Raw genomic sequence first — 20,689 nt, forward strand, 5'->3', positions numbered from 1 at the left:
GATACTTAAGATAATTTTGCATTTTTAGAAAAAAAGCTTATATTTGCAATGGATTTACGGAAAAAATGGGAAGGCTTCGGAAGAAAGCCTTTTTTCGTACTGTAAATCAAGATAAATAGATATGGAGTTTAGAAAAAGAATTGAAGAATTATTAAATGAATTCCTTGAGACAAGAAAAGATCTGTTTCTTATCGATCTTAAAATTTCTGCAGGGGATGATATTACAGTGATTTTGGATGGTGATAATGGGGTTTCTTTGCAGGATTGTCTTGATGCAAGCCGTGCCATTGAATTTAATATGGATCGTGAAGAGCATGACTTTAGCCTTCAGGTGATGTCTGCAGGACTGAGCGAGCCATTATCCACACCAAGACAGTTCAATAAAAACATTGGAAGAGAGATTGAGGTGATGCTGGAGGATTCTTCCAAAATTGAAGGAGAATTGTCAAAAGTAGACGATGAGAAGATCACACTTGTTTTACGTTACCGTAAGCCAAAAGATATCGGAAAAGGAAAAGTAGATGTGGAGGAGGAGAAAGAGATTTCTTATCCTGAGATCAAAAAAGCATTAGTAGTAATTAAATTTTAAAAAGAAAAAAGAATAGATGGATAATATAGCGTTGATTGAATCCTTTGGTGATTTTAAAGACGAAAAAGGGATCAGTAAGATTGATCTTATGGCAATTATTGAAGATTCACTGAAGACTCTTTTAAGAAAGAGATTTGATTCAGATGATCATTTTGATGTGATTGTAAACCCGGATAAAGGAGATTTTCAGATATTTTTAAATAAAACAATTGTAGAGGACGAAATGTCTGAAGATGATGATTTGGAAATTGAAATTTCTGAAGCTAAGAAGATTGATCCTACCTTCGAAGTAGGAGAAGACTTTACAATGGAAATTCCTGTTGCACAATTGGGAAGAAGAAATATTCTTACCCTTAAGCAGATTCTGGCTACAAAACTTCAGGAACACAATAATGCAATGCTGTACGAACAGTTTAGAGATAAAATTGGTGAAATCGTTGTTGGTGAAATCCACCATATCCGTCATAAGCACGTGATTCTGCTGGATGATGAAGGAAATGAATTTATTTTACCAAAAGAAAACCAGATCCCATCCGATTTCTTTAAAAAGGGTGAGAATATCAGAGCTATTGTTGAGACAGTAGATTTTAAAGGTTCTAAACCACAGATTATTATTTCCAGAACTGCACCTAAATTCCTTGAGAAGTTATTAGAGCTGGAAATTCCTGAAATCCAGGACGGAACAATTATCCTGAAAAAGGTAGTGAGAATTCCTGGTGAAAAGGCGAAGATTGCAGTAGATGCTTATGATGACAGAATTGATCCGGTAGGAGCTTGTGTTGGAGTTAAAGGATCCAGAATTCATGGCGTTGTAAGAGAGTTGAGAAATGAAAACATCGATGTTATTCAGTGGTCTAAAAACCCTGAGATTTTGGTGAAGAGAGCATTAGGAAATGTGACCGTCAATAAAATTGACATCAACGAGGATCAAAACTATGCATTGGTTTATACTCCTGTTGAAGAGATTTCTAAAGTGATTGGAAAGCAAGGACAGAATATCAGACTGGCTTCTTGGTTGTCAGGATATGAAATTGATGTATACAGAGAATCCAGCGAGGATGACGATGTTGAATTGAGAGAATTTAACGATGATATCGAGCAGTGGATTTTGGATGAGTTTAAGAAAGTAGGACTTACAACTGCAAAATCAGTATTGGATAAAGAAACTGAAAGTCTTTTAAATATGGTTGACCTTGAGGAAGAAACAATCGAAGAGGTTAAACGTATTCTGAGAGAAGAATTTGAAGATTAAGATTGTAAATAAATCTTAATAAACAGTAAAAAAGAAATACTTTAATTTTAAAAATTAAAAACAGTAAATAATATAAATGCCAAAAATTAGATTAAATAAAGCGGTTAAGGAATTCAACATTTCGATGTCCAGATTAGTAGAGTTTTTACAGTCAAGGGGGTTCGAGGTTGAAAGCAATCCTAACGCTCAATTGGAAGAAGCGGCATATTCTGCATTGGAGGCTGAGTTTGCTAAAGACGGCGAACAAAGAAAGGCTTCCCATGAGGTGGTGATCACTAAAGTTCCGGAAGAAAAACTGGAAATTGAAGAAAAGAAAACCCCTGAAGTGATAAGAGCTAAAGCAAATAAACCAGAAACTAGAATTTTAGGTAAAATAGACTTAGAACCTAAGAAGCCTGAAGTTGAAGAAGCTTCTGCGGCTCCTGTGGCTCCTGTTGCTACACCGGTTGAAGAAAAGAAAGAAGAAATCGTGAAAGAAGAACAGCAACCGGAAGTTAAAGCAGTGCCAGAAAAGCAGGAATTTAAAGTTTTGGATAAAATTGATTTGTCTCAAATAGAATCTAGAAACAGACCTGTGAAAAAAGACAAACCAAAAATGGAGGAGAAAAAAGAAGAAGTTAAACCTGTGGAACCAGTAAAAGAAACTCCAAAACCAGTTGTTGTAGAAGAGAAAAAAGTGGAAACTCCAAAAGTTGAGGCTGAGCCTGAATCTCAGGAACCACAGAAAATTGAGACAGTGTATCAGAAACTTGACGGTCCTAAGATCGTTGGTGAAAAGATAGACTTAACTCAGTTTGCGCCAAAGCCAGGTGCAGGAGCAAAAAAGAAAAGAAAGAGAATTGAAAAACCAGGTGGCCAGAATAACCAACAAGGTCAGGGGAATAATCAAAACTCAGGAAATAATAACAACCAAGGTGGTCAGGGCCAGGGAAACCGTCAGAATAATAACGGTGGACAAGGTGGAAACCGCCAAGGTCAGGGAGGACAAGGAAATCGTCCTCCAGGTCAGAGTGGCCAGGGTGGAAACCGTTTTGGAAATAACCAAGGGGGTGGAAACCGTCAGGGGCAAGGTGGTGGCTTCAAAAAAGGAGGCCAGAACAACAGACCCGGGCAAAGAGTTATGCCAGTTGAATTAACTGACGAACAAGTTAAAAACCAGATCAAAGAAACATTAGAAAAACTTACTAACAAAGGAGGTAAGTCTAAATCTGCAAAACACAGAAAAGACAAGAGAACTTTCCGTAGAGAGCAGGATGAGCGCCAGCAGGAGCTTGAAGCACAAGACAGAACGCTGAAAGTAACAGAATTCATCACAGTAGGTGAATTGGCAAGTTTGATGAATGTTTCTCCAACGGAAGTAATCTCTGCTTGTTTCTCATTAGGGGTTATGGTTACCATGAACCAGAGGCTTGAAGCGGATACCTTATTATTAGTAGCAGATGAATTCGGTTATAAAATCGAATTCTCAGATGCTGATCTTGAAGATACGGATGCTGAAGATGAAGTAGATACTGAAGAAAGCTTATTACAGAGAGCTCCGGTAGTTACTGTAATGGGACACGTTGACCACGGTAAAACTTCATTATTGGATTACATCAGAAAAACCAACGTCATCGCTGGTGAATCAGGAGGAATTACTCAGCACATCGGTGCTTATAACGTGAAACTGGAAAACGGTCAGAGAATTACATTCTTAGATACGCCAGGTCACGAAGCCTTTACAGCGATGAGAGCAAGAGGTGCTCAGATCACGGATATTGCAATTATCGTAATTGCTGCCGATGATGATGTAATGCCACAAACGAAAGAAGCAATTGCTCACGCTCAGGCTGCGCAGGTACCAATGATTATTGCAATCAATAAAGTGGATAAACCAAATGCCAACCCTGATAACATCCGTCAGCAACTTTCTGGTTTAAACCCTCCTGTTTTAGTAGAAGAGTGGGGTGGAAATGTTCAGGCACAAGAAATCTCAGCCAAATTCGGTAATAATGTAGATGTATTGTTGGAGAAAGTTTTACTACAGGCTGAAATGCTTGAATTAAAAGCAAATCCTGAACGTGCAGCAAACGGAGTTGTTATTGAAGCATCTTTAGATAAAGGTAGAGGTTATGTGGCAACAATGCTGGTGCAGACCGGAACTCTAAGAGTTGGAGATTATGTGGTAGCAGGTAAAAATCATGGTAAAGTAAAAGCTTTACTTGATGAAAGAGGTAAAAATCTTAATGAAGCTGGTCCATCAATCCCTGCAACAATCTTAGGTTTGGATGGGGCGCCTACTGCAGGTGATAAATTCCGGGTATATGCTGATGAAAGTGAAGGTAAAGCTATTGCCAATAAGAGAGAACAATTACAAAGAGAATTATCAATCAGAACTAAGAAGCATACGACACTTGAAGAATTAGGTAGACGTATTGCTTTAGGAGAATTCAAAGAATTGAATATTATCCTTAAAGGTGACGTGGATGGTTCAGTAGAAGCTCTTTCTGATCAGTTACAAAGATTATCAACTGAAGAAATCAGCGTTAAAATTCTTCACTCAGGGGTTGGACAGATCACAGAATCTGATATCAACTTAGCAGCAGCATCAGATGCTATTATTATTGGATTTAACGTAAGAGCAGGTGCTAATGCTAAAGAACTTGCAGACCGTGAAGAAATTGAAATCAGAACCTATTCTGTAATCTATAAAGCAATCGATGAAGTAAAAGAAGCGATGGAGGGAATGCTTTCTCCGGAGATTCAGGAGCAGGTGATTGGTAATGTTGAAATCCGTGAGGTATTCAAGATTTCTAAAGTAGGAACAATTGCAGGATGTATGGTTCTTACCGGAAAAGTAACAAGACAGTCTAAAGTACGTTTGTTAAGAGATGGTATTGTTAAATTCGACGGAGAACTTGAAAGTTTGAAACGTTTTAAAGATGATGTGAAGGAAGTAACAAAAGGTTACGAATGTGGACTGAACCTTAAAGGATATAATGATATTGAAATAGGTGACATTCTTGAAGTATACGAAGAAGTAGCTGTTAAGAAAAAACTTAAATAATAATTTAAGATAAGAAAAGCAGGCATCTGAGAAGCCTGCTTTTTTTATATAATTGTTTATAAATATTTCGTTAATTTTCATTCAAAAAGGTAACAAGCTTTATTAAATCTTCATCCTCATCAAACTTTATTTTATTGGATTTAAAGAAGCTGGTTAAGCTGTCTTTTTTATCTGGAAACTGATTGATAATATCCTTTTGATTTTTAGGCTTCTTGATAAAGCCGTTTTGTGTTTTGATGTAGTACACTGGAGGCAATGTTCTGAAGTTAGCAGGTTTTTCACTTGCATAAGAATTTGCGGCCGGTACAACATCAGTAAATTTAGTTTTGATTTTTTTGTACAGACTGTTTTTTCCGTTGATCAATTCAAAAAAATATCCGTTTAAATTATCTGAAGTGTCCAGTAAAACGATTACTTGTCTAGGAGACAGAACTTCAATTCTTGAAAAATCTGTGGTTTTTGGAAGAACCTGAACATTTCCGTTTTTCTTAAATTCGATTTCATCAGTGTAGCTGTTATAGCGTATAGGAAGCTGCTCATAATTAACAGCAATCTTTGCATCAGAAAATTCTTTCCCAATATATGGGGAATCCCCTGCAATCTCATCATATTTAAATGTTTTACCTGTAGTTGAGTTGATGCCATCAAATACGGATTGTGCTCCTGTAGCACCATTTACTGAAAGTGTATTTTGTGCAAAGCTAAAACTGAAGCTAAATATGGCTAATGCTGTTAAGACTATTTTTCTCATGTTTTTTTTTTTAGGTTATAAATATATTACTTTTTAAAAGAAACCAATATTTTTTATCTGTTTAATTGGATGAAGCATTTGTATTGAAAAAATAGAAATTAATGATCATATAAATTAAAAAAAAACGCCTATAAGCTTGAATATTAGCATTGTTTTAATTTAGATTCATTATAAATAATTATTTTTCTTTTGATTTTAAAGTGTTAAAAAGTGAATAATTTAAGTTTTTGATTTAAATTTTAATAATTTTTTACATCTAATATTATGAATTATAATGTATGTTGTGGTGTTAGATTGATTTATCATGAATATATCTATGATTTGTGAATCTGAAAAATTTGCTAGTGTTAATATTTATTAACATATTTGCTCCTAAAATATATTAAAATTTGTTAATATGAATGTTAAATTACGTGTATTAACGGCTGGTGTTTTGTTTTTTACAGGACAGGCTGTATTTGCTCAGGAAAAAGACTCCAAGGATAAAAAAGACAAGGAGACAAAAATTGAGGAGGTTGTTGTTTTAGGATATAGTAAAACATCTACCAAAGCAAAGTCTACAACATCTTCAGTTACAGTTGGTTCTGAAACTTTAGAAAACAGACCAAACATTTCTGTTCTGAACTCAATCCAAGGAACTGCACCTGGTATTGTTGTTAACTCAGCTTCGGGTTCTCCGGGTTCTGGAAAATTCAATATTCTAATTAGGGGTATGAGTTCATTAAATGGATCGACTGATCCTTTATACGTTGTAGATGGGGTAATCACTTCTGGATCACAATTCAGAAACTTAAACTCTTACGATATCGATACTTTTAGTATCTTAAAAGATGCCCAAGCAACAGCTATTTATGGTAACAGAGCAGCGAATGGAGTAGTTGTAATTACTACAAAAGCTGGGAAGTTTAATTCAGGATTAAAAGTTTCTTATGATGCATTAACATCATTTTCAACCATGCCTAAAGCAGACTATAATTCTGCTAATGGTAGAGAATTATTACAAATTCAAAAGAATTTCGGTGCAGGATATGCAGTTACAAATAAATTAACACAAGATCAAATCAATAACTGGGCAATTGATACTGATTGGAATAAACAATTTACTCAAATAGGTATTTCTCAACAACATAATCTATCGGTTACTGCTGGAGGAGAAAATGTGAATAACTTTTTATCTTTAGGATATTTAGATAGCCAAGGTATTATTAAATCCACAGATTTTAAAAGATTTACTTTAAGAAATAACTTAAATGGAAAATCAAAAGATGGAAAATTAACTTTTGGAGCGATTTTAGGTTTAGGATATTCCAAGAGAAATCAGTTAGATGATGAAACGAATTCAGGTATTGCAGGCAATGTAATTCAAAATCCTCTTTTCGGAGGAGTTTTGTCACCAACCTATTTGGCTCCTAGTCCATATTCAAACGGACGAGATTTATATAATGCTATTGGTAGTGCCAGTTCAGCTTATAGACCATGGGTTCTTCAGGATAATATCAATGGAGGAATTCGAAACAGATTTACAGAAATGAGTATATCCGCTAATGCTAATGTAAACTATAAGCTTACGGATTGGTTGAGCATTGGAAACCGTACAGGAATTGATTATAAACAGCATGAAAGAATTTTTGCAAGATCAGCGAATGGATATCTTGCCTTAGTAACTGCAATTCCTAATGGTCAACAGTATGGGGGATCTGAAACATTCCAAACTACCAATGATTTAACTTTCAATACTGTTACAAATATTACTTTTAACAAGACTTTTGGTGATCATACTTTAAGTGTAGCTGCATATATGGATTATATTAAAGCCCATGTAAATAGTAATACTCAAACACAAAATGGATTAAATCCGGCACAATGGGAATTTGGAGCTGGAACAGGATATATTCCATTTAATCCTGATACTCCAAATGTTTACAGACCTAGTGTATCTGCTACAAAAGTTACGGCCGGAACATTAGCTTATTTCGGAACATTAGATTATGATTATAAAGATAAATATGGAGTAAGCGGTGTTGTAAGAAGAGATGGTTCATATAGATTTGCTCCAGCAAACAGATGGGAGACATTCTGGTCAGCAGCTGTTAGATGGAATATTGATAAAGAAGATTTCATGGCTAATTCGGGCTTTAGAATGTTGAAACTACGTGCCTCTATTGGTACTACTGGTAACCAAAACATTATTAGTGTAACAAACAATGCCAACCCACTTGTTCAATTACCTAATAACTTCTTGGATCTATATAATGGATCATCTGCTTATCAAAACTTACTAGGATACTATTTTACCAATCTAGCAAATCCAGGCTTAAGATGGGAGCAAGTGAAACAAAGTGATATAGGTCTTGATTTCAACTATAATGGAGTACTTGAAGGTTCTGTGGATTATTATCAAAAAAGAACTTCAAGATTATATAGCAGCATTAACTATTCAGCGGCTACTGGTACTTACGGTGTAAGAGGAAATAATGGTATTCTTGATAATAAAGGGGTTGAAGGATTGATCAGATACAATGTGTTAAGAACAGATAAAGTGAAATTGTCAATCTTTGCAAATGCTGCTTACAACTCAAACAAAATTGTAAGCTTAGATGCTCAAGATTTAACTGGAGATGTTGTTAATGCAGTTGGAGGTCCTGCAAGTCAGTATCAATTGTATCCTTATTTAGGGGTTGACCCAGCAGATGGGGAGCAGATGTTTCTTGATATTAATGGAAACATGACTAAAGAACCAGTTGCAGCAGACAGAAGGTTAACAGGTAAATCACCTTACGCTAAGTTTACAGGAGGATTTGGATTTAACTTTAATTATTCAGGTTTCTTCTTTGATACATTGTTCTCATTCCAACAAGGAGGATGGATTTATGATAACTTAAATGATTGGCAGATGAATCCTGCTTACGCGGGTAATAATCTTAACGTTTCTGCTGATTTGCTAAATGCTTGGACACCAACTAATACTAATACAGATGTACCTGCATTAAAAGCAAAGAATATGGGACTACAAGGTCAATCAGATAGATTCCTTTTCAGATCAGACTTTGTCAGATTAAAGAATATTTCGATTGGCTATAATTTCACGAAAAATCAATTAGGTAATTTACCTGTTAAATCAATTAAATTATTTGTGCAGGCAGAAAATTTGTATACTTGGAGTAAATGGAGAGGATATGATCCAGAACCAGTAACAACTTACTCATTGAATGTTTACCCAAACCCAAAAACAATTTCTGTAGGGTTAAATGTTGATTTTTAAATTTAAATAGTTATGAAAAAAATAATAAGTACAGCTTTAATTGTAGCGGGTTTTGCAACTACAACATTGACTTTAAATAGCTGCCAGGATGCACTTGATATCACACAGGCGGGTCAGTTAACTGAAAATGATAATATTCTTTTTACAAGTGTTGAAAACCTTAATAATGTTTTATTAGGATCTGTATATGGAAATATGGACCCTGTTGAAGAAATTTATTTTTCAGGAGTTTTTACTGATGAATTGATGATTAGTGAGATTGGTAGTGGTGGTCAGGAGTGGGAATTGTACAGACACTTTTTAAATCCATCATCATCATTAGTTAATGGCGGTGGGATGAGTACCTTGTCAACTCCAGGTCTATGGCTTAAGCACTATACTATCATTAATAATGTAAACAGGCTATTGGAAGGAGCAAAAAAGATAACCCCTTCGACATCTGCTCAACAAACACAGTATAATCAGATTTTAGCTCAGGCAAGAGCTGCAAGAGCATATAGCTATGTACAATTGGAGGCGTTTTTCTCAACAAACATGAAAGATCCAAATGCTTTAGGAGTAATGCTTGTAAAGGATGTACCTGCTGTAGATGTAAAATTGCCAAGAGCTAAAAATCAAGAGGTTTATGACTTTATCAATGCGGACTTGGATTATGCAAGAAGTATTTTAACAACTTATGGAACTGATAGATATAGAATAAATAAAGGCTTTATTAATGCTTTAGCTGCGAGATTTAATCTTTACAGAGGTAATATTGCCTTAGCTAAACAATATGCACAAGATGTAATAAATAATGCCGGATTAACACTTACACAGGGGCAGCCTAATACAGGTTCAAACCCATATACCAATACTGAATCAGGACCATATTCAACAACAGCCAACACCCAAACTTCTACTTGGAATATTGCTTTTTATGGAGGAATTACGGCCGCTACAGGAAATGGTCTACTGGGATCATTTAATCCTTATAGAAATCTGTGGGCGGATAAAGATAGAGGTGAAATTATTTTTGCCTTGAACAGACTTCCTTTGGGTGCTGGATCAAACGTTGGACAATTATTTAATACTAATGGTTCCATAGTTACTGGTAGCCCAATGTGGTTATGGGGAAAAAATCTAGTTAACCTATTTTTCGTAAACGGTGATGTAAGAAAATATGCTTATGTAGACCCTACATCTTATCCATACCTAGCTAACAATTATTATGTAATTGATAAATATCCTGGCAAAGTAAGTACTAACAGTAGAAATGACTTGAAACTGTTTAGATTATCTGAAATGAAATTTATTTTAGCAGAATGTGCAGTTGCTGAAAATAATTTATCTACTGCTCAGTCCTTAATACAAGAAGTGAGAACAGCAAGAAGAATTCATGGGACTGCTGTAACTCCTACTTATGGTAATGCTCAAATCGCTTACGCTGATATCCTTAAAGAAAGAAGAATTGAGCTTGCGTTAGAAGGACATCGTTATTTAGATTTAAAGAGGTTGGCTACCTTAGCAGGAGTGACAATGGATAGAAGTGATGAAGATGATTATGTTGCAGTAGAAAACTTGCCAAATAATAGTTATAAATACACTTTACCTATTCCTTTATCTGAAATTTCAGCTAATCCGAATATCCAGCAAAACCCTGGTTATTAATCATACAATAATCATTTGATATAGAACCCCTGCTCAAAGCAGGGGTTTTTTATGTCCTTTTATTTCTTATTTTTGCTGTACAATAATGAATAATGAAGTACATCCTTTTCATACTCTTCTCTTTAAGTTTTGTAGCCAGGGCTCAGGTCGTTAATAAAGCAGACACTAAGCCTCAACCCAAAAAAGAAGACACCCTTGTAATAGATTCCGGGAAAAAAGATTCCCTGAAAATTTTCAAACCTACAATTAATGATTACCAGTATCAGACTGAGTTTTCTGAAAAGAAAGTTTTTGATACGGTAATGACTTTTGATAAAACCTATATCTTTTCACAGCAAAATAATAAAGATAACTTCGGAAGAGTACAGCCTGCCAACATTGGTTCAGGATTCAATCCACTTGTATTTGAGGTAAACCCGGAAGAAAACCTTTCCTTACTGCCTTCCAATAAATCTTACATGATCATTGGAGCCAATGATGTGAAATACTATGATGTAAAAACACCTACCGCATCATTTATTTATCATAATGCAATGCGTAACGGAGCTGCTCTGAAATCAACCTATACCCAGAATATCGGAAAGAGATTCAACTTCGCTCTTGAATATATGGGACTTCGTTCTCAGGGGCTTTACAGAAACTCATTGTCAGCAAACAACAATACGTTATTCTCAGGGCACTATATTTCGAAAAGTGGAAACTATGAGCTTTTTGCCCATTATCTTCATCAGAATGTAAATAATCAGGAGAGTGGAGGAATTACTGAAGATAATCTGTTTCAGAGTGGAGACAGTAATTATAGTAACAGACAAAACGCACAGGTAAATCTGGCTTCTTCAAGCTCGCAGTTTTCTTACAGAAGATATTATCTGAGTCATCAGTTTACTCCATTCAATTCTGAGAAATTTCCTTTCAGCATAAGACATATTCTTTCTCATCAGGGAAATAAATACTATTATAACCAAACCGCTTTGGAGTCTTATTGGTATGATGCTCCTACAGATTTAGTCAATGGTTTTCCATTCACAACCAAGAAATATTCTGAAAACTTCAGCAATACAGTAAGCCTGATCTTTAATAATGAAAAATTCAAGCTGGATGCTGGTGTGCGTTATCAGATGATTAAATTCGGGATAAGAGATGTTGTTGCACTCAACAATGTGCCTTTTCCTGGTGAACTCAAAGAAAACAGAATCGGAGCTGTAGGAAATCTGCAGGTAAAACTTTGGGATAAAATTCAATTGAACTCATTCCTGGAATTTTCAAATGGAAGCCAGTTTAAAAGTTACCTGAAAACAACCAACAATCTGAAGTTTGAACCCATTAAAGATTATTTCGTTAATGCAAAAGTGAACTTCCAAAGTGCCTATCCATCATTCAATTATTTATTAAATACCTCCGTTTATAATAATTTCAATTATTATCTTGAAGATGCAAAGAACCAGTCTGTAATGGAAGTGGGAGGAAGTATCAATCTAAAATGGTTTAAAACTGAAATTTTCGCCAATTACTTCAGAATTGATAACTATACTTACTTTGACAGCAATGGAAGTCCGAAGCAAAGTGACAATTCAGTGAATATCTCTCAGATCGGAGGAGATGCTACATTCAGCTTCAACAAATTCCATCTGAATACAAGAGTGCATTTCCAGAATACCTTAACGAACAAAGATCTGCTTCCAATGCCGGGCTTCATCGGTAGAGCCAATTTCTTCTACCAGACCCAGGCCTTCAAAAAAGCAGCAGAAATCCAGGCAGGTGTTAAAGTATATTACTTCTCTAAATTCGCTTCAAGAGAATACTTCCCTGTTCTTAATGAATATATTCTTCCAAGAGCAGATTCATTCTCCATTGGAGGACAGCCTATCGCTGACGTTTATATTAATATGAAGGTGAAGAAAATGTTCTTTTTCATAGAAGGACAGCAGATAGGAACAGTGATTTCCAATAACAAAGCATATGCATTTCCACATTACCCGGTGTATGATTTCAGATTGAATATCGGAATCGTGTGGTATTTGTTCAACTAAAAACTGTACAGGTTGAAAACAATTAATAAAATATCATTTAACGATATAGAAAGCATTCCTCAATTGGTGAAAGATTTTTTACATCAGAAAATTGAAGGTTTTGAAAATAATACATTTTCCTTAGAGCATTTCAGACAGCAGATTCATCTGAAAAAAGATTCTTTTGCTTCAGAAAAAAGAAATATTTTAGCTGATGTGTTAGAAGGTCAGTTAGAAACTCTTTCCCTATCTTCAAGGCAGAAAGAAAATCTTGAGAATCTTAAACTGCCCAACACGTTCACCATTACGACAGGGCATCAGCTAAACTTGTTTTCAGGACCTGTTTTCTTCGTATATAAAATTCTTCAGACCATAAAGACATGTACTTATCTGAAAGAAAATTTCCCGGATTTTAATTTCGTTCCGGTGTATTGGATGGCTTCTGAGGATCATGATTTTGCCGAGATCAATCATTTTAAAACCGAGAATAATTATTACGAAACCCATGAGAAATCCGGAGGTCCGGTAGGAAGAATTGAAATCAGTGACACCTATTTTATTTCGGAATTTGAAAAAGAATTCAAAGATTCTATTTTCGGTACAGAGCTGATCTTAATGATGAAGGAAGCATATAAAGTAGGAAATACTTTAACGGAAGCTATTAAGATTCTTGTCAATCGTCTTTTCTCAGAATTTGGGCTTTTGATTGTAGACGGAGATTCTAAGGAACTTAAAAATCAAATGAAGACCATTTTTAAAGATGAGCTTCTTCATTTCAGCTTACAGAAAACTTCTGAAGATAAAGTAAAGTTTCTGACAGAGAAATACGGAAAGGTTCAGGTGAACCCTCGTGAAATAAACCTTTTCTACCTTTCTGAAACCAGAGACAGAATAGAATTTAACGGGCTAAAGTATAGTATTGTAGATAAACCTATCCAGTTTACAGAAGAAGAAATTCTAGTCGAATTGGAAAATCATCCTGAAAAATTCAGTCCGAATGCATTGATGCGTCCGGTGTATCAGGAAAATGTACTGCCAAATCTGGCCTACATCGGTGGAAATGCCGAAATCATGTACTGGCTGGAACTGAAAGATTATTTCTCAAAAATTAATACACCTTTCCCTATCCTTATTCCAAGAAACTCGATGCTATTCCTGAAAGAAAAAACATTGGGGAAAATTGAGAAACTTGATCTTAAAATTGAAGATTTTTTCCATAACTTCTCGGTACTTACCCATCAGAAGATGTTAAAAGATAATCCGATTTTACAATTACTTGAAGAAAAGGAAGAATTATTGATCAGTAATTTTTCTGCATTGAAAGTTTCGGCGGAAACCACTGAAAAATCTTTTGGAAATATGGTAAAGGCAGAAGAAGTACGACAGTTGAAATCTTTTAAAAGAATGAAAAAACGTCTGCTTCATGCTGAAAAAATAAAACAGAACGAATTGCTGGAACGGCTTGAAAATCTGTTTTTAGATGTTCATCCCGCAAAAATATGGCAGGAAAGAGTCTATAACTTTAGTGTATTCTTTTCAGATTACGGCTACTCGTGGCTTGAAAATTGTTTGGAAGAGATGGTGGTTAATGATTCCAAATTAATAATTGTTGCCATTTAATTTTAAAGAAGTATTTTTGTAAATTATAATTATCGAATATGATAAAGAGGTTTTTTATTCTATCCAGTTTATGTATGGTTTTGGGAGTTTCAGCCCAGAAATCACATACGGTTGTGCAAGGTGACAATCCTTACAACATTGCCAAAAAGTATGGAATGACTGTAGATGAATTGCTGAAGCTAAACCCAAAACATAAAGATGGCAAATTGGCGATCGGAGATGTTTTAGCCATAAAATCAGACAAAGCAGCCACTCCGGTTGTAACAAAAACAGCTCCAGCGGAAAAAGTAACTTCAAACACAAGTGCTTCTTCTCTGGGTAAAATTGTTTTACTGCCAAAGCAAACAATATATGGTATTACAAAACAATACAGAATTTCCGAAACTGATTTGAGAAAACTGAATCCTGAACTGGATTCTCACATGAAAATCGGGGACGAAATCACCTTACCTCTTGCCAGCATTAAAAAATATGGTGGTGAGCAGCAGGCTGTAGCAGCAGAAAAACATGCTGAGCCCGCTGTAGAAAAAAATATAACGACGATTACCCCTACAACCGCTACTGCTACTGTAGAAGGAGAGTCTTATGTCATCCAGGCTAAAGATAATTATTACAGAATTACAAAACAGTTTGGCATCAGCCAGCAGGACCTTTATGCTTTAAATCCGGGATTGGAAGAAAAAGGACTGAAACCAGGTGATACCATTAAAATAAAAAGAACAAATACAACGACTCATACTGATACTGTTGCAGAAACTGCCAATCCAAAAGCAAAAATGGATTCCGGGAACGAAAAATCAACAACTGCTTCCAATGTTGCCGCAGGTGATGATTATGTAACCTATACAGTTCAGCAGGGTGATACAGTATTCTCTATCGTTAACAAATTCGGTGTTTCTATTGATGAGCTTATTGCTCTTAACCCGGATCTTTCACATGGTTTGAAAACCGGAATGGTTTTAAAAATTAAAAAGCAGGATGCTGCATACGTAAAGAAAAACGGTGATGCTTTAAGTGTTATCTTAATGCTCCCTTTCGGATACAGTACCAACGAAACTCAGTATAGAGCAATGGCTCTTGATTTTTTGACAGGAGCTAAACTTGCCATTGAAAGAAATGCAAGAGGAGGGCAAAAATTGGATATTAAAGTGGTAGATTCTGGAAATGAAGCTTCATTCAAAAACTCTTTAACACAGATCAATCCTGATAATACAGACCTTATCATAGGGCCTTTCTTTAAATCCAATGTAATTGATGTTCTTGATTTTACCAAAAATCAGAAAATTCCGGTTGTAGCACCATTTGCCAACTCTCCGGAACTTTATAACTACAGTAATCTTATTATTGTTGAGACCAACAATCAGACCTATGCTGATAAGATTGTAGAAGAGATAAAAGGAATTTATTCAGATCAGAAAATATATATAGTGGCAGATGCTAAAAAAGAAAATGCCAATTATATCAAAGCCGGACTTGAAAAAACGGTGAAAAATCCTAATATCATTATTGTTAATTCCCCGGCAGATATTCAGCCGGATCAGAATATGATGACAGGACAATCTGCACCGGTTATTGCCATTTTAGCAAATGATGATAATGCTGCTGGAGATGCTTTTGCCAACAGAATGATTGCTATTTCTAAAGAAGTTCAGGGAATAAAAGCCTTCAGTATGTTCTATTCTCCGGTTTTTGAGAAGAGAGTAGACGAACTGAGCCAGGCAAGTCTGGTATATCTGATGGATAGAAAGATTAATACGGACGGAAATTTTGAAAAAGAAATTCTGGCTGCTTATAAAAGCAAATACTGTAAAACTCCACCAAAATATGCAATCGTAGGTTTTGATGTTGTTAATGACATGCTAACCAGAGAAAATAAAAAAGGAGAGATCTTTAAACAGATGAATAAAGTTCAGACTCAGCTTGCTACCAAATTTGAGTTTGTAAAATCTAAAGCTAATGGTGCTTATGTAAATACCGGTTACAGAGTAATCAGGTTAGTGCCTTAAATGATTTGTAGCTGTTTAAAAGAATATTATTAACATTATAGTTATATTTGCATAATATTTAATTCAATACATGAAAGCACTTGTATTTCCAGGGCAGGGATCTCAGTTCGTAGGAATGGGAAAAGAATTGTATGATTCTAGAAAAGATATTAAAGATCTGATGGAATCTGCCAATGAAATTTTAGGTTTCGACATTCTTTCCATTATGTTTAACGGTACGGATGCGGATCTTAAGAAAACAGAGGTTACCCAGCCTTCAATATTTATACATTCAGTAGCAGCATTAAAAGCCGTAAATGGTCTTGGTGCTGAAATGGTTGCAGGACACTCTTTAGGAGAGTTTTCAGCTTTGGTAGCCAACGGAGTTTTATCCTTTGATGACGGTTTGAAATTAGTTTCTGAAAGAGCAAAGGCTATGCAGGAAGCTTGCGATGCCAATCCAAGTTCTATGGCGGCTATCTTAGGTTTAGAAGATGCTAAGGTTGAAGAAATCTGTGCACAGATCAACGGAATTGTTGTTCCTGCCAACTATAACTGTCCGGGACAATTGGTAATTTCCGGAGAAACACCCGCAGTAGAAGAAGCTTGCGCAAAACTGAAAGAAGCAGGAGCTAAAAGAGCATTGCTATTACCAGTAAACGGAGCTTTCCATTCACCATTGATGCAGCCTGCACAGGAAAGACTGGCCGCAGCTATCGAAAAAACAAAATTCAGAAAAGCAACCATTCCTGTATACCAGAATATCACGACTACAGCGGTAACAAATCCCGATGAGATCAAACAAAACCTGATCGCTCAGCTTACCGGTCCTGTAAAATGGACACAATCTGTTCAGAATATGATTAAAGACGGTGCATCAAACTTCGTAGAAGTAGGACCAGGAAAAACCCTTCAGGGATTAATCAAAAAAATTGACGGATCTGTAGAAGCAACTTCTGCAATCTAATAAAAAATATGAACGCGATATTTTCACCGGGAAAGCTTATGCTTACTTCAGAATATTTCGCAATAGATGGAGCTCTTGTCTTAGCGGTACCTACCAGGCTGGGACAAGAGTTTTTCTTTGAAGAAAAAGAAGATGGAAACTCTCTTATTCTTTGGGAAGCTTATCATCAGAATACATTATGGTTAAAAGCTGTCATAGATTATAAAAACTGGCAGATTCTGGAAACCAATATTCCATCAAGTGCTGAATTCATTACCAAAACACTACAAAATGTTCAGCAGCTTTCTAGCAGTAAATTCAAAGCAGACCTTACTTATCATTTAAAAACAAATCTTCAGTTTCCTGCAGATTATGGGCTTGGTAGCAGTTCCACCCTGATGAACAATCTTGCAGAATGGGCAGAGGTTGATCCTTTTTATCTTAATACTATCAGCTTAGGTGGCAGTGGATACGATATCGCTGTAGCTAAGGAAAAATCTGCAGTTCTGTTCCAGAGTAAACCTGAGATAAAATATGAGAAAGTAGATTTCAGTCCATCCTTTAAAAATGAACTGATTTTTATTCATTTAAATCAGAAGCAGGATAGTAGAGAGGGAATCAACTTTTACAAGTCCAAAAAGAAGTCTCCGGAATTGGTGAATGAATTTTCAGATCTCACAAAAAAAATATTGTTATGCAATGAATTGGAAAAATTTTCCGAATTAATGATGATTCATGAGCATAAAATTGCAAATTTTCTTGAAATTCTCACAGTTAAAGAAAAATTATTCTCAGATTGCCCTTTATTTGTCAAAAGTTTAGGTGCATGGGGTGGAGATTTTGTAATGAGTGCTAAATTTGGGGACTATAAGAACTATTTTTGGGAGAAAGGTTTTTCCACTGTTTTAGAATGGGAAAATATAATTAGCTTATAATCAAATGGTTGTAATCCTTTTTTTTTATTTGTCATTCTGACTTATATCAGTATATTTAAACCACCTTTAACAAATAATTAATATTATTTTTGTTGAAGTCAATAAAGAAATAGAAAATATAAGTAAAATGAAAAACACTAAAATCATCCAGGATTTAGAGAAATTAGGGATTAAAGGAAACTATGAAGTAGTGTATAATCCTTCTTATGAAGAATTATATCAGGCTGAAGTTTCTCCTGAAAATCAGGGGTTTGAGCAAGCTGAGCTTACGGAATCTGGCGCAGTATCGGTAAAAACAGGAATTTTCACAGGTCGTTCACCTAAAGACAGATATATTGTTCAGGATGATGTTACAAGAGATACAATTTTCTGGGATGGTAAAGTAAACCTACCTACAACAGCAGAAATTTTCGGGTCTTGTAAAGAACTAGTGCTGAACCAGCTTGCTGGATCTAAAAAGATTTATGTAGTAGATACATTCTGCGGAACGAATGCAGATACGAGACTTAAAGTAAGATTCATCGTTGAAGTAGCATGGCAGGCGCATTTTGTTACTAATATGTTTATTCGTCCTTCTCACTATGAGCTTGAAAACTTCGGTGAGCCGGATTTCACTGTAATCAACGGATCAAAAACAACAAACCCGAACTGGGAAGCTCAGGGATTACACTCTGAAAACTTCATTATGTTCAACCTTACTGAAAAACTACAGATCATTGGAGGTACCTGGTACGGAGGTGAGATGAAAAAAGGAATGTTTGCCATGATGAACTATTACCTTCCGTTAAAAGGTATGGCTTCCATGCATTGTTCTGCAAACGTTGGAGAAAAAGGGGATGTAGCTTTATTCTTTGGTCTTTCTGGAACAGGTAAAACTACTTTATCAGCAGATCCTAAAAGATACCTTATCGGTGACGATGAGCACGGATGGGATAACAACGGAGTATTCAACTATGAGGGAGGATGCTACGCTAAAGTGATTGACTTATCTGAAGAAAAAGAACCGGATATCTTCGCTGCCATCAAGAGAGATGCACTTCTTGAAAACGTTGTTGTGAACAATGGAGTAGCAGATTATACAGACGGTTCAATCACTGAGAACACAAGAGTTTCTTATCCAATATATCATATCAACAAAATTGTATTGCCTTCTAAAGCAGGTCATGCTAAGAAGATTGTTTATCTTTCAGCAGATGCATTTGGGGTACTTCCTCCGGTTTCTATCCTGAATGAAGATCAGGCTCAGTACCACTTCCTTTGCGGTTATACCTCAAAATTAGCCGGAACTGAAAGAGGAATTACAGAACCTCAGCCATCTTTCTCTCCAGCATTTGGTGAAGCATTCCTTACATTACACCCTACAATGTATTCTAAAACATTAATCGGTAAAATGAAGGAGCACGGAGCTAAAGCTTATTTGGTGAATACAGGTTGGAATGGTACCGGAAAGAGAATTTCTCTGAAAGATACCAGAGCAATCATTGATGCAATCATTGACGGGTCTATCGATAATGCTCCTAAAACTCAGGTTCCAATTATGAACCTTGAAATTCCTACTGAATTACCAAACGTTTCTGCAGGTATTTTAGATCCTAGAGATACCTATGAGAGCGCTTCAGAATGGGAAGAAAAAGCAAAAGATCTTGCTTCAAGATACATCAAGAATTTTGAGCAGTACTGTGATACTGAAGAAGGTAAGAAATTAGTTGCTTCAGGACCCCAATTGCAGGAACAGACTATCTAATAGTTATCCATCAACATATAAAAAGCCTCATCAATAATGAGGCTTTTTGTTTGTATGTATCTGTGAGAATCTGTGTGATCTGTGGGGAATATAAGCTAAAAATTACTTCAAGCTCAATAAAGCCAATCTGTATCCATTCATCCCAAAACCAGATAAAACAGCGTCCGTATTAGCTGCTGTAACTGATTTCTGCCTGAATTCCTCTCTTTTGTAGATATTGCTGATGTGAACTTCTACTTTCGGTTTGCGGATATTCTTCAAACAATCAGCAATTGCATAAGAATAGTGGGTGAAAGCTCCCGGGTTAATTACCACCGCATCAAAATCATCATCCTGAAGCCTGTTGATAAGCTCACCTTCAATATTAGACTGGTAATATTGTAATTCATAAGCCTGAAACTCGGATCTTAAATTTTCCAAATAACTTTCCATAGAAACATTTCCATAGATTTCCGGTTCTCTTGTGCCTAACAGATTGAGGTTAGGGCCATTGATGATCAAAACTTTCATAGCATAAAATTAAAAAGTTTTTTCAATAAATCACACAAAAATTAAGGTATACTGAATTTTCATGCTATTGAATTATTGATAATGATATTTGTCATGTTTGAATAAATGATAAGGTCTGCAACTTCTTATTGTAGTGGGTTTTATTAAAAATTTATGTTAATTATTAAAAAATTATCATGAAAAAACAAATAAGTCTACTTGTTTTGTAGACTAAAAGTTTTTAGCTTTGCAACCATATTTCGATCGGCTTATAAAGAAAGATGGAGGGAACTGACCCTGTGAAATCTTAACAACCTGCCTCGTGTGGCAAGGTGTTACATTCAGCCTTTTAAGGAAAAATAAGCATTTGGTTTATCGTATTTATCGATGCCCTTTGCTGACTTTTCGGCAAAG

The 20,689-nt window shown here is 35.5% G+C and carries 13 protein-coding genes and 1 riboswitch; of the genes, 11 read left to right on the plus strand and 2 right to left on the minus strand.

The genetic code is table 11. The features are described from left to right. The first annotated feature begins 121 nt into the window (after positions 1-121). From rimP to infB, 3 genes are all read left to right on the plus strand, one after another. Entirely contained in the window at positions 122-589 is a 468-nt protein-coding gene (gene rimP / locus ACODR7_RS06780) for a ribosome assembly cofactor RimP (RefSeq protein WP_076595947.1), read from the plus strand. Between the two features lie 16 nt (positions 590-605). Beyond that, a complete protein-coding gene (nusA, locus tag ACODR7_RS06785) occupies positions 606-1,841 on the plus strand; it encodes a transcription termination factor NusA (RefSeq protein ID WP_034691439.1) in 1,236 nt (411 codons plus the stop codon). 76 nt (positions 1,842-1,917) lie between these two features. After that, a complete protein-coding gene (gene infB / locus ACODR7_RS06790) occupies positions 1,918-4,887 on the plus strand; it encodes a translation initiation factor IF-2 (protein ID WP_488838266.1) in 2,970 nt (989 codons plus the stop codon). A gap of 70 nt (positions 4,888-4,957) precedes the next feature. Here infB and ACODR7_RS06795 read toward each other — a convergent pair whose 3' ends face one another. Then, entirely contained in the window at positions 4,958-5,638 is a 681-nt protein-coding gene (locus ACODR7_RS06795; protein ID WP_488838268.1) for a hypothetical protein, read from the minus strand. A gap of 397 nt (positions 5,639-6,035) precedes the next feature. Between ACODR7_RS06795 and ACODR7_RS06800 the strand changes: the two genes are divergently transcribed. The 8 genes from ACODR7_RS06800 to pckA all read left to right on the plus strand — a co-directional run bounded on the left by ACODR7_RS06800 (position 6,036) and on the right by pckA (position 19,786). Continuing rightward, entirely contained in the window at positions 6,036-8,900 is a 2,865-nt protein-coding gene (locus ACODR7_RS06800; protein ID WP_488838270.1) for a SusC/RagA family TonB-linked outer membrane protein, read from the plus strand. 12 nt (positions 8,901-8,912) lie between these two features. Beyond that, positions 8,913-10,547 carry a RagB/SusD family nutrient uptake outer membrane protein gene (locus ACODR7_RS06805; RefSeq protein WP_488838272.1) on the plus strand — a complete coding sequence of 545 codons (1,635 nt, stop codon included), beginning with the start codon at positions 8,913-8,915 and terminating at the stop codon, positions 10,545-10,547. A 92-nt stretch (positions 10,548-10,639) separates the two neighbouring features. Further along, positions 10,640-12,577 (plus strand): putative porin, encoded by a 1,938-nt coding sequence (locus ACODR7_RS06810; RefSeq protein WP_488838273.1) that lies wholly within the window; start codon positions 10,640-10,642, stop codon positions 12,575-12,577. A gap of 12 nt (positions 12,578-12,589) precedes the next feature. Continuing rightward, positions 12,590-14,176 carry a bacillithiol biosynthesis cysteine-adding enzyme BshC gene (gene bshC, locus ACODR7_RS06815; protein ID WP_488838274.1) on the plus strand — a complete coding sequence of 529 codons (1,587 nt, stop codon included), beginning with the start codon at positions 12,590-12,592 and terminating at the stop codon, positions 14,174-14,176. Positions 14,177-14,214: 38 nt separating this feature from the next. Then, on the plus strand, positions 14,215-16,182 hold the full coding sequence (locus tag ACODR7_RS06820; RefSeq protein WP_488838276.1) for a LysM peptidoglycan-binding domain-containing protein: 1,968 nt from the start codon (positions 14,215-14,217) through the stop codon (positions 16,180-16,182). Positions 16,183-16,252: 70 nt separating this feature from the next. Beyond that, a complete protein-coding gene (gene fabD, locus ACODR7_RS06825) occupies positions 16,253-17,128 on the plus strand; it encodes an ACP S-malonyltransferase (RefSeq protein ID WP_488838277.1) in 876 nt (291 codons plus the stop codon). An 8-nt stretch (positions 17,129-17,136) separates the two neighbouring features. After that, on the plus strand, positions 17,137-18,042 hold the full coding sequence (locus ACODR7_RS06830; protein ID WP_488838279.1) for a GYDIA family GHMP kinase: 906 nt from the start codon (positions 17,137-17,139) through the stop codon (positions 18,040-18,042). A gap of 127 nt (positions 18,043-18,169) precedes the next feature. Beyond that, on the plus strand, positions 18,170-19,786 hold the full coding sequence (gene pckA / locus ACODR7_RS06835; protein ID WP_488838280.1) for a phosphoenolpyruvate carboxykinase (ATP): 1,617 nt from the start codon (positions 18,170-18,172) through the stop codon (positions 19,784-19,786). Between the two features lie 102 nt (positions 19,787-19,888). Here pckA and ACODR7_RS06840 read toward each other — a convergent pair whose 3' ends face one another. Further along, complete coding sequence (locus tag ACODR7_RS06840; protein ID WP_488838282.1) at positions 19,889-20,296, minus strand: type II 3-dehydroquinate dehydratase; 408 nt, start codon at positions 20,294-20,296, stop codon at positions 19,889-19,891. A 245-nt stretch (positions 20,297-20,541) separates the two neighbouring features. Beyond that, a riboswitch (SAM riboswitch) is annotated at positions 20,542-20,641 on the plus strand. Positions 20,642-20,689 lie beyond the last annotated feature (48 nt).

It is taken from the genome of Chryseobacterium sp. FG46, assembly GCF_057809135.1.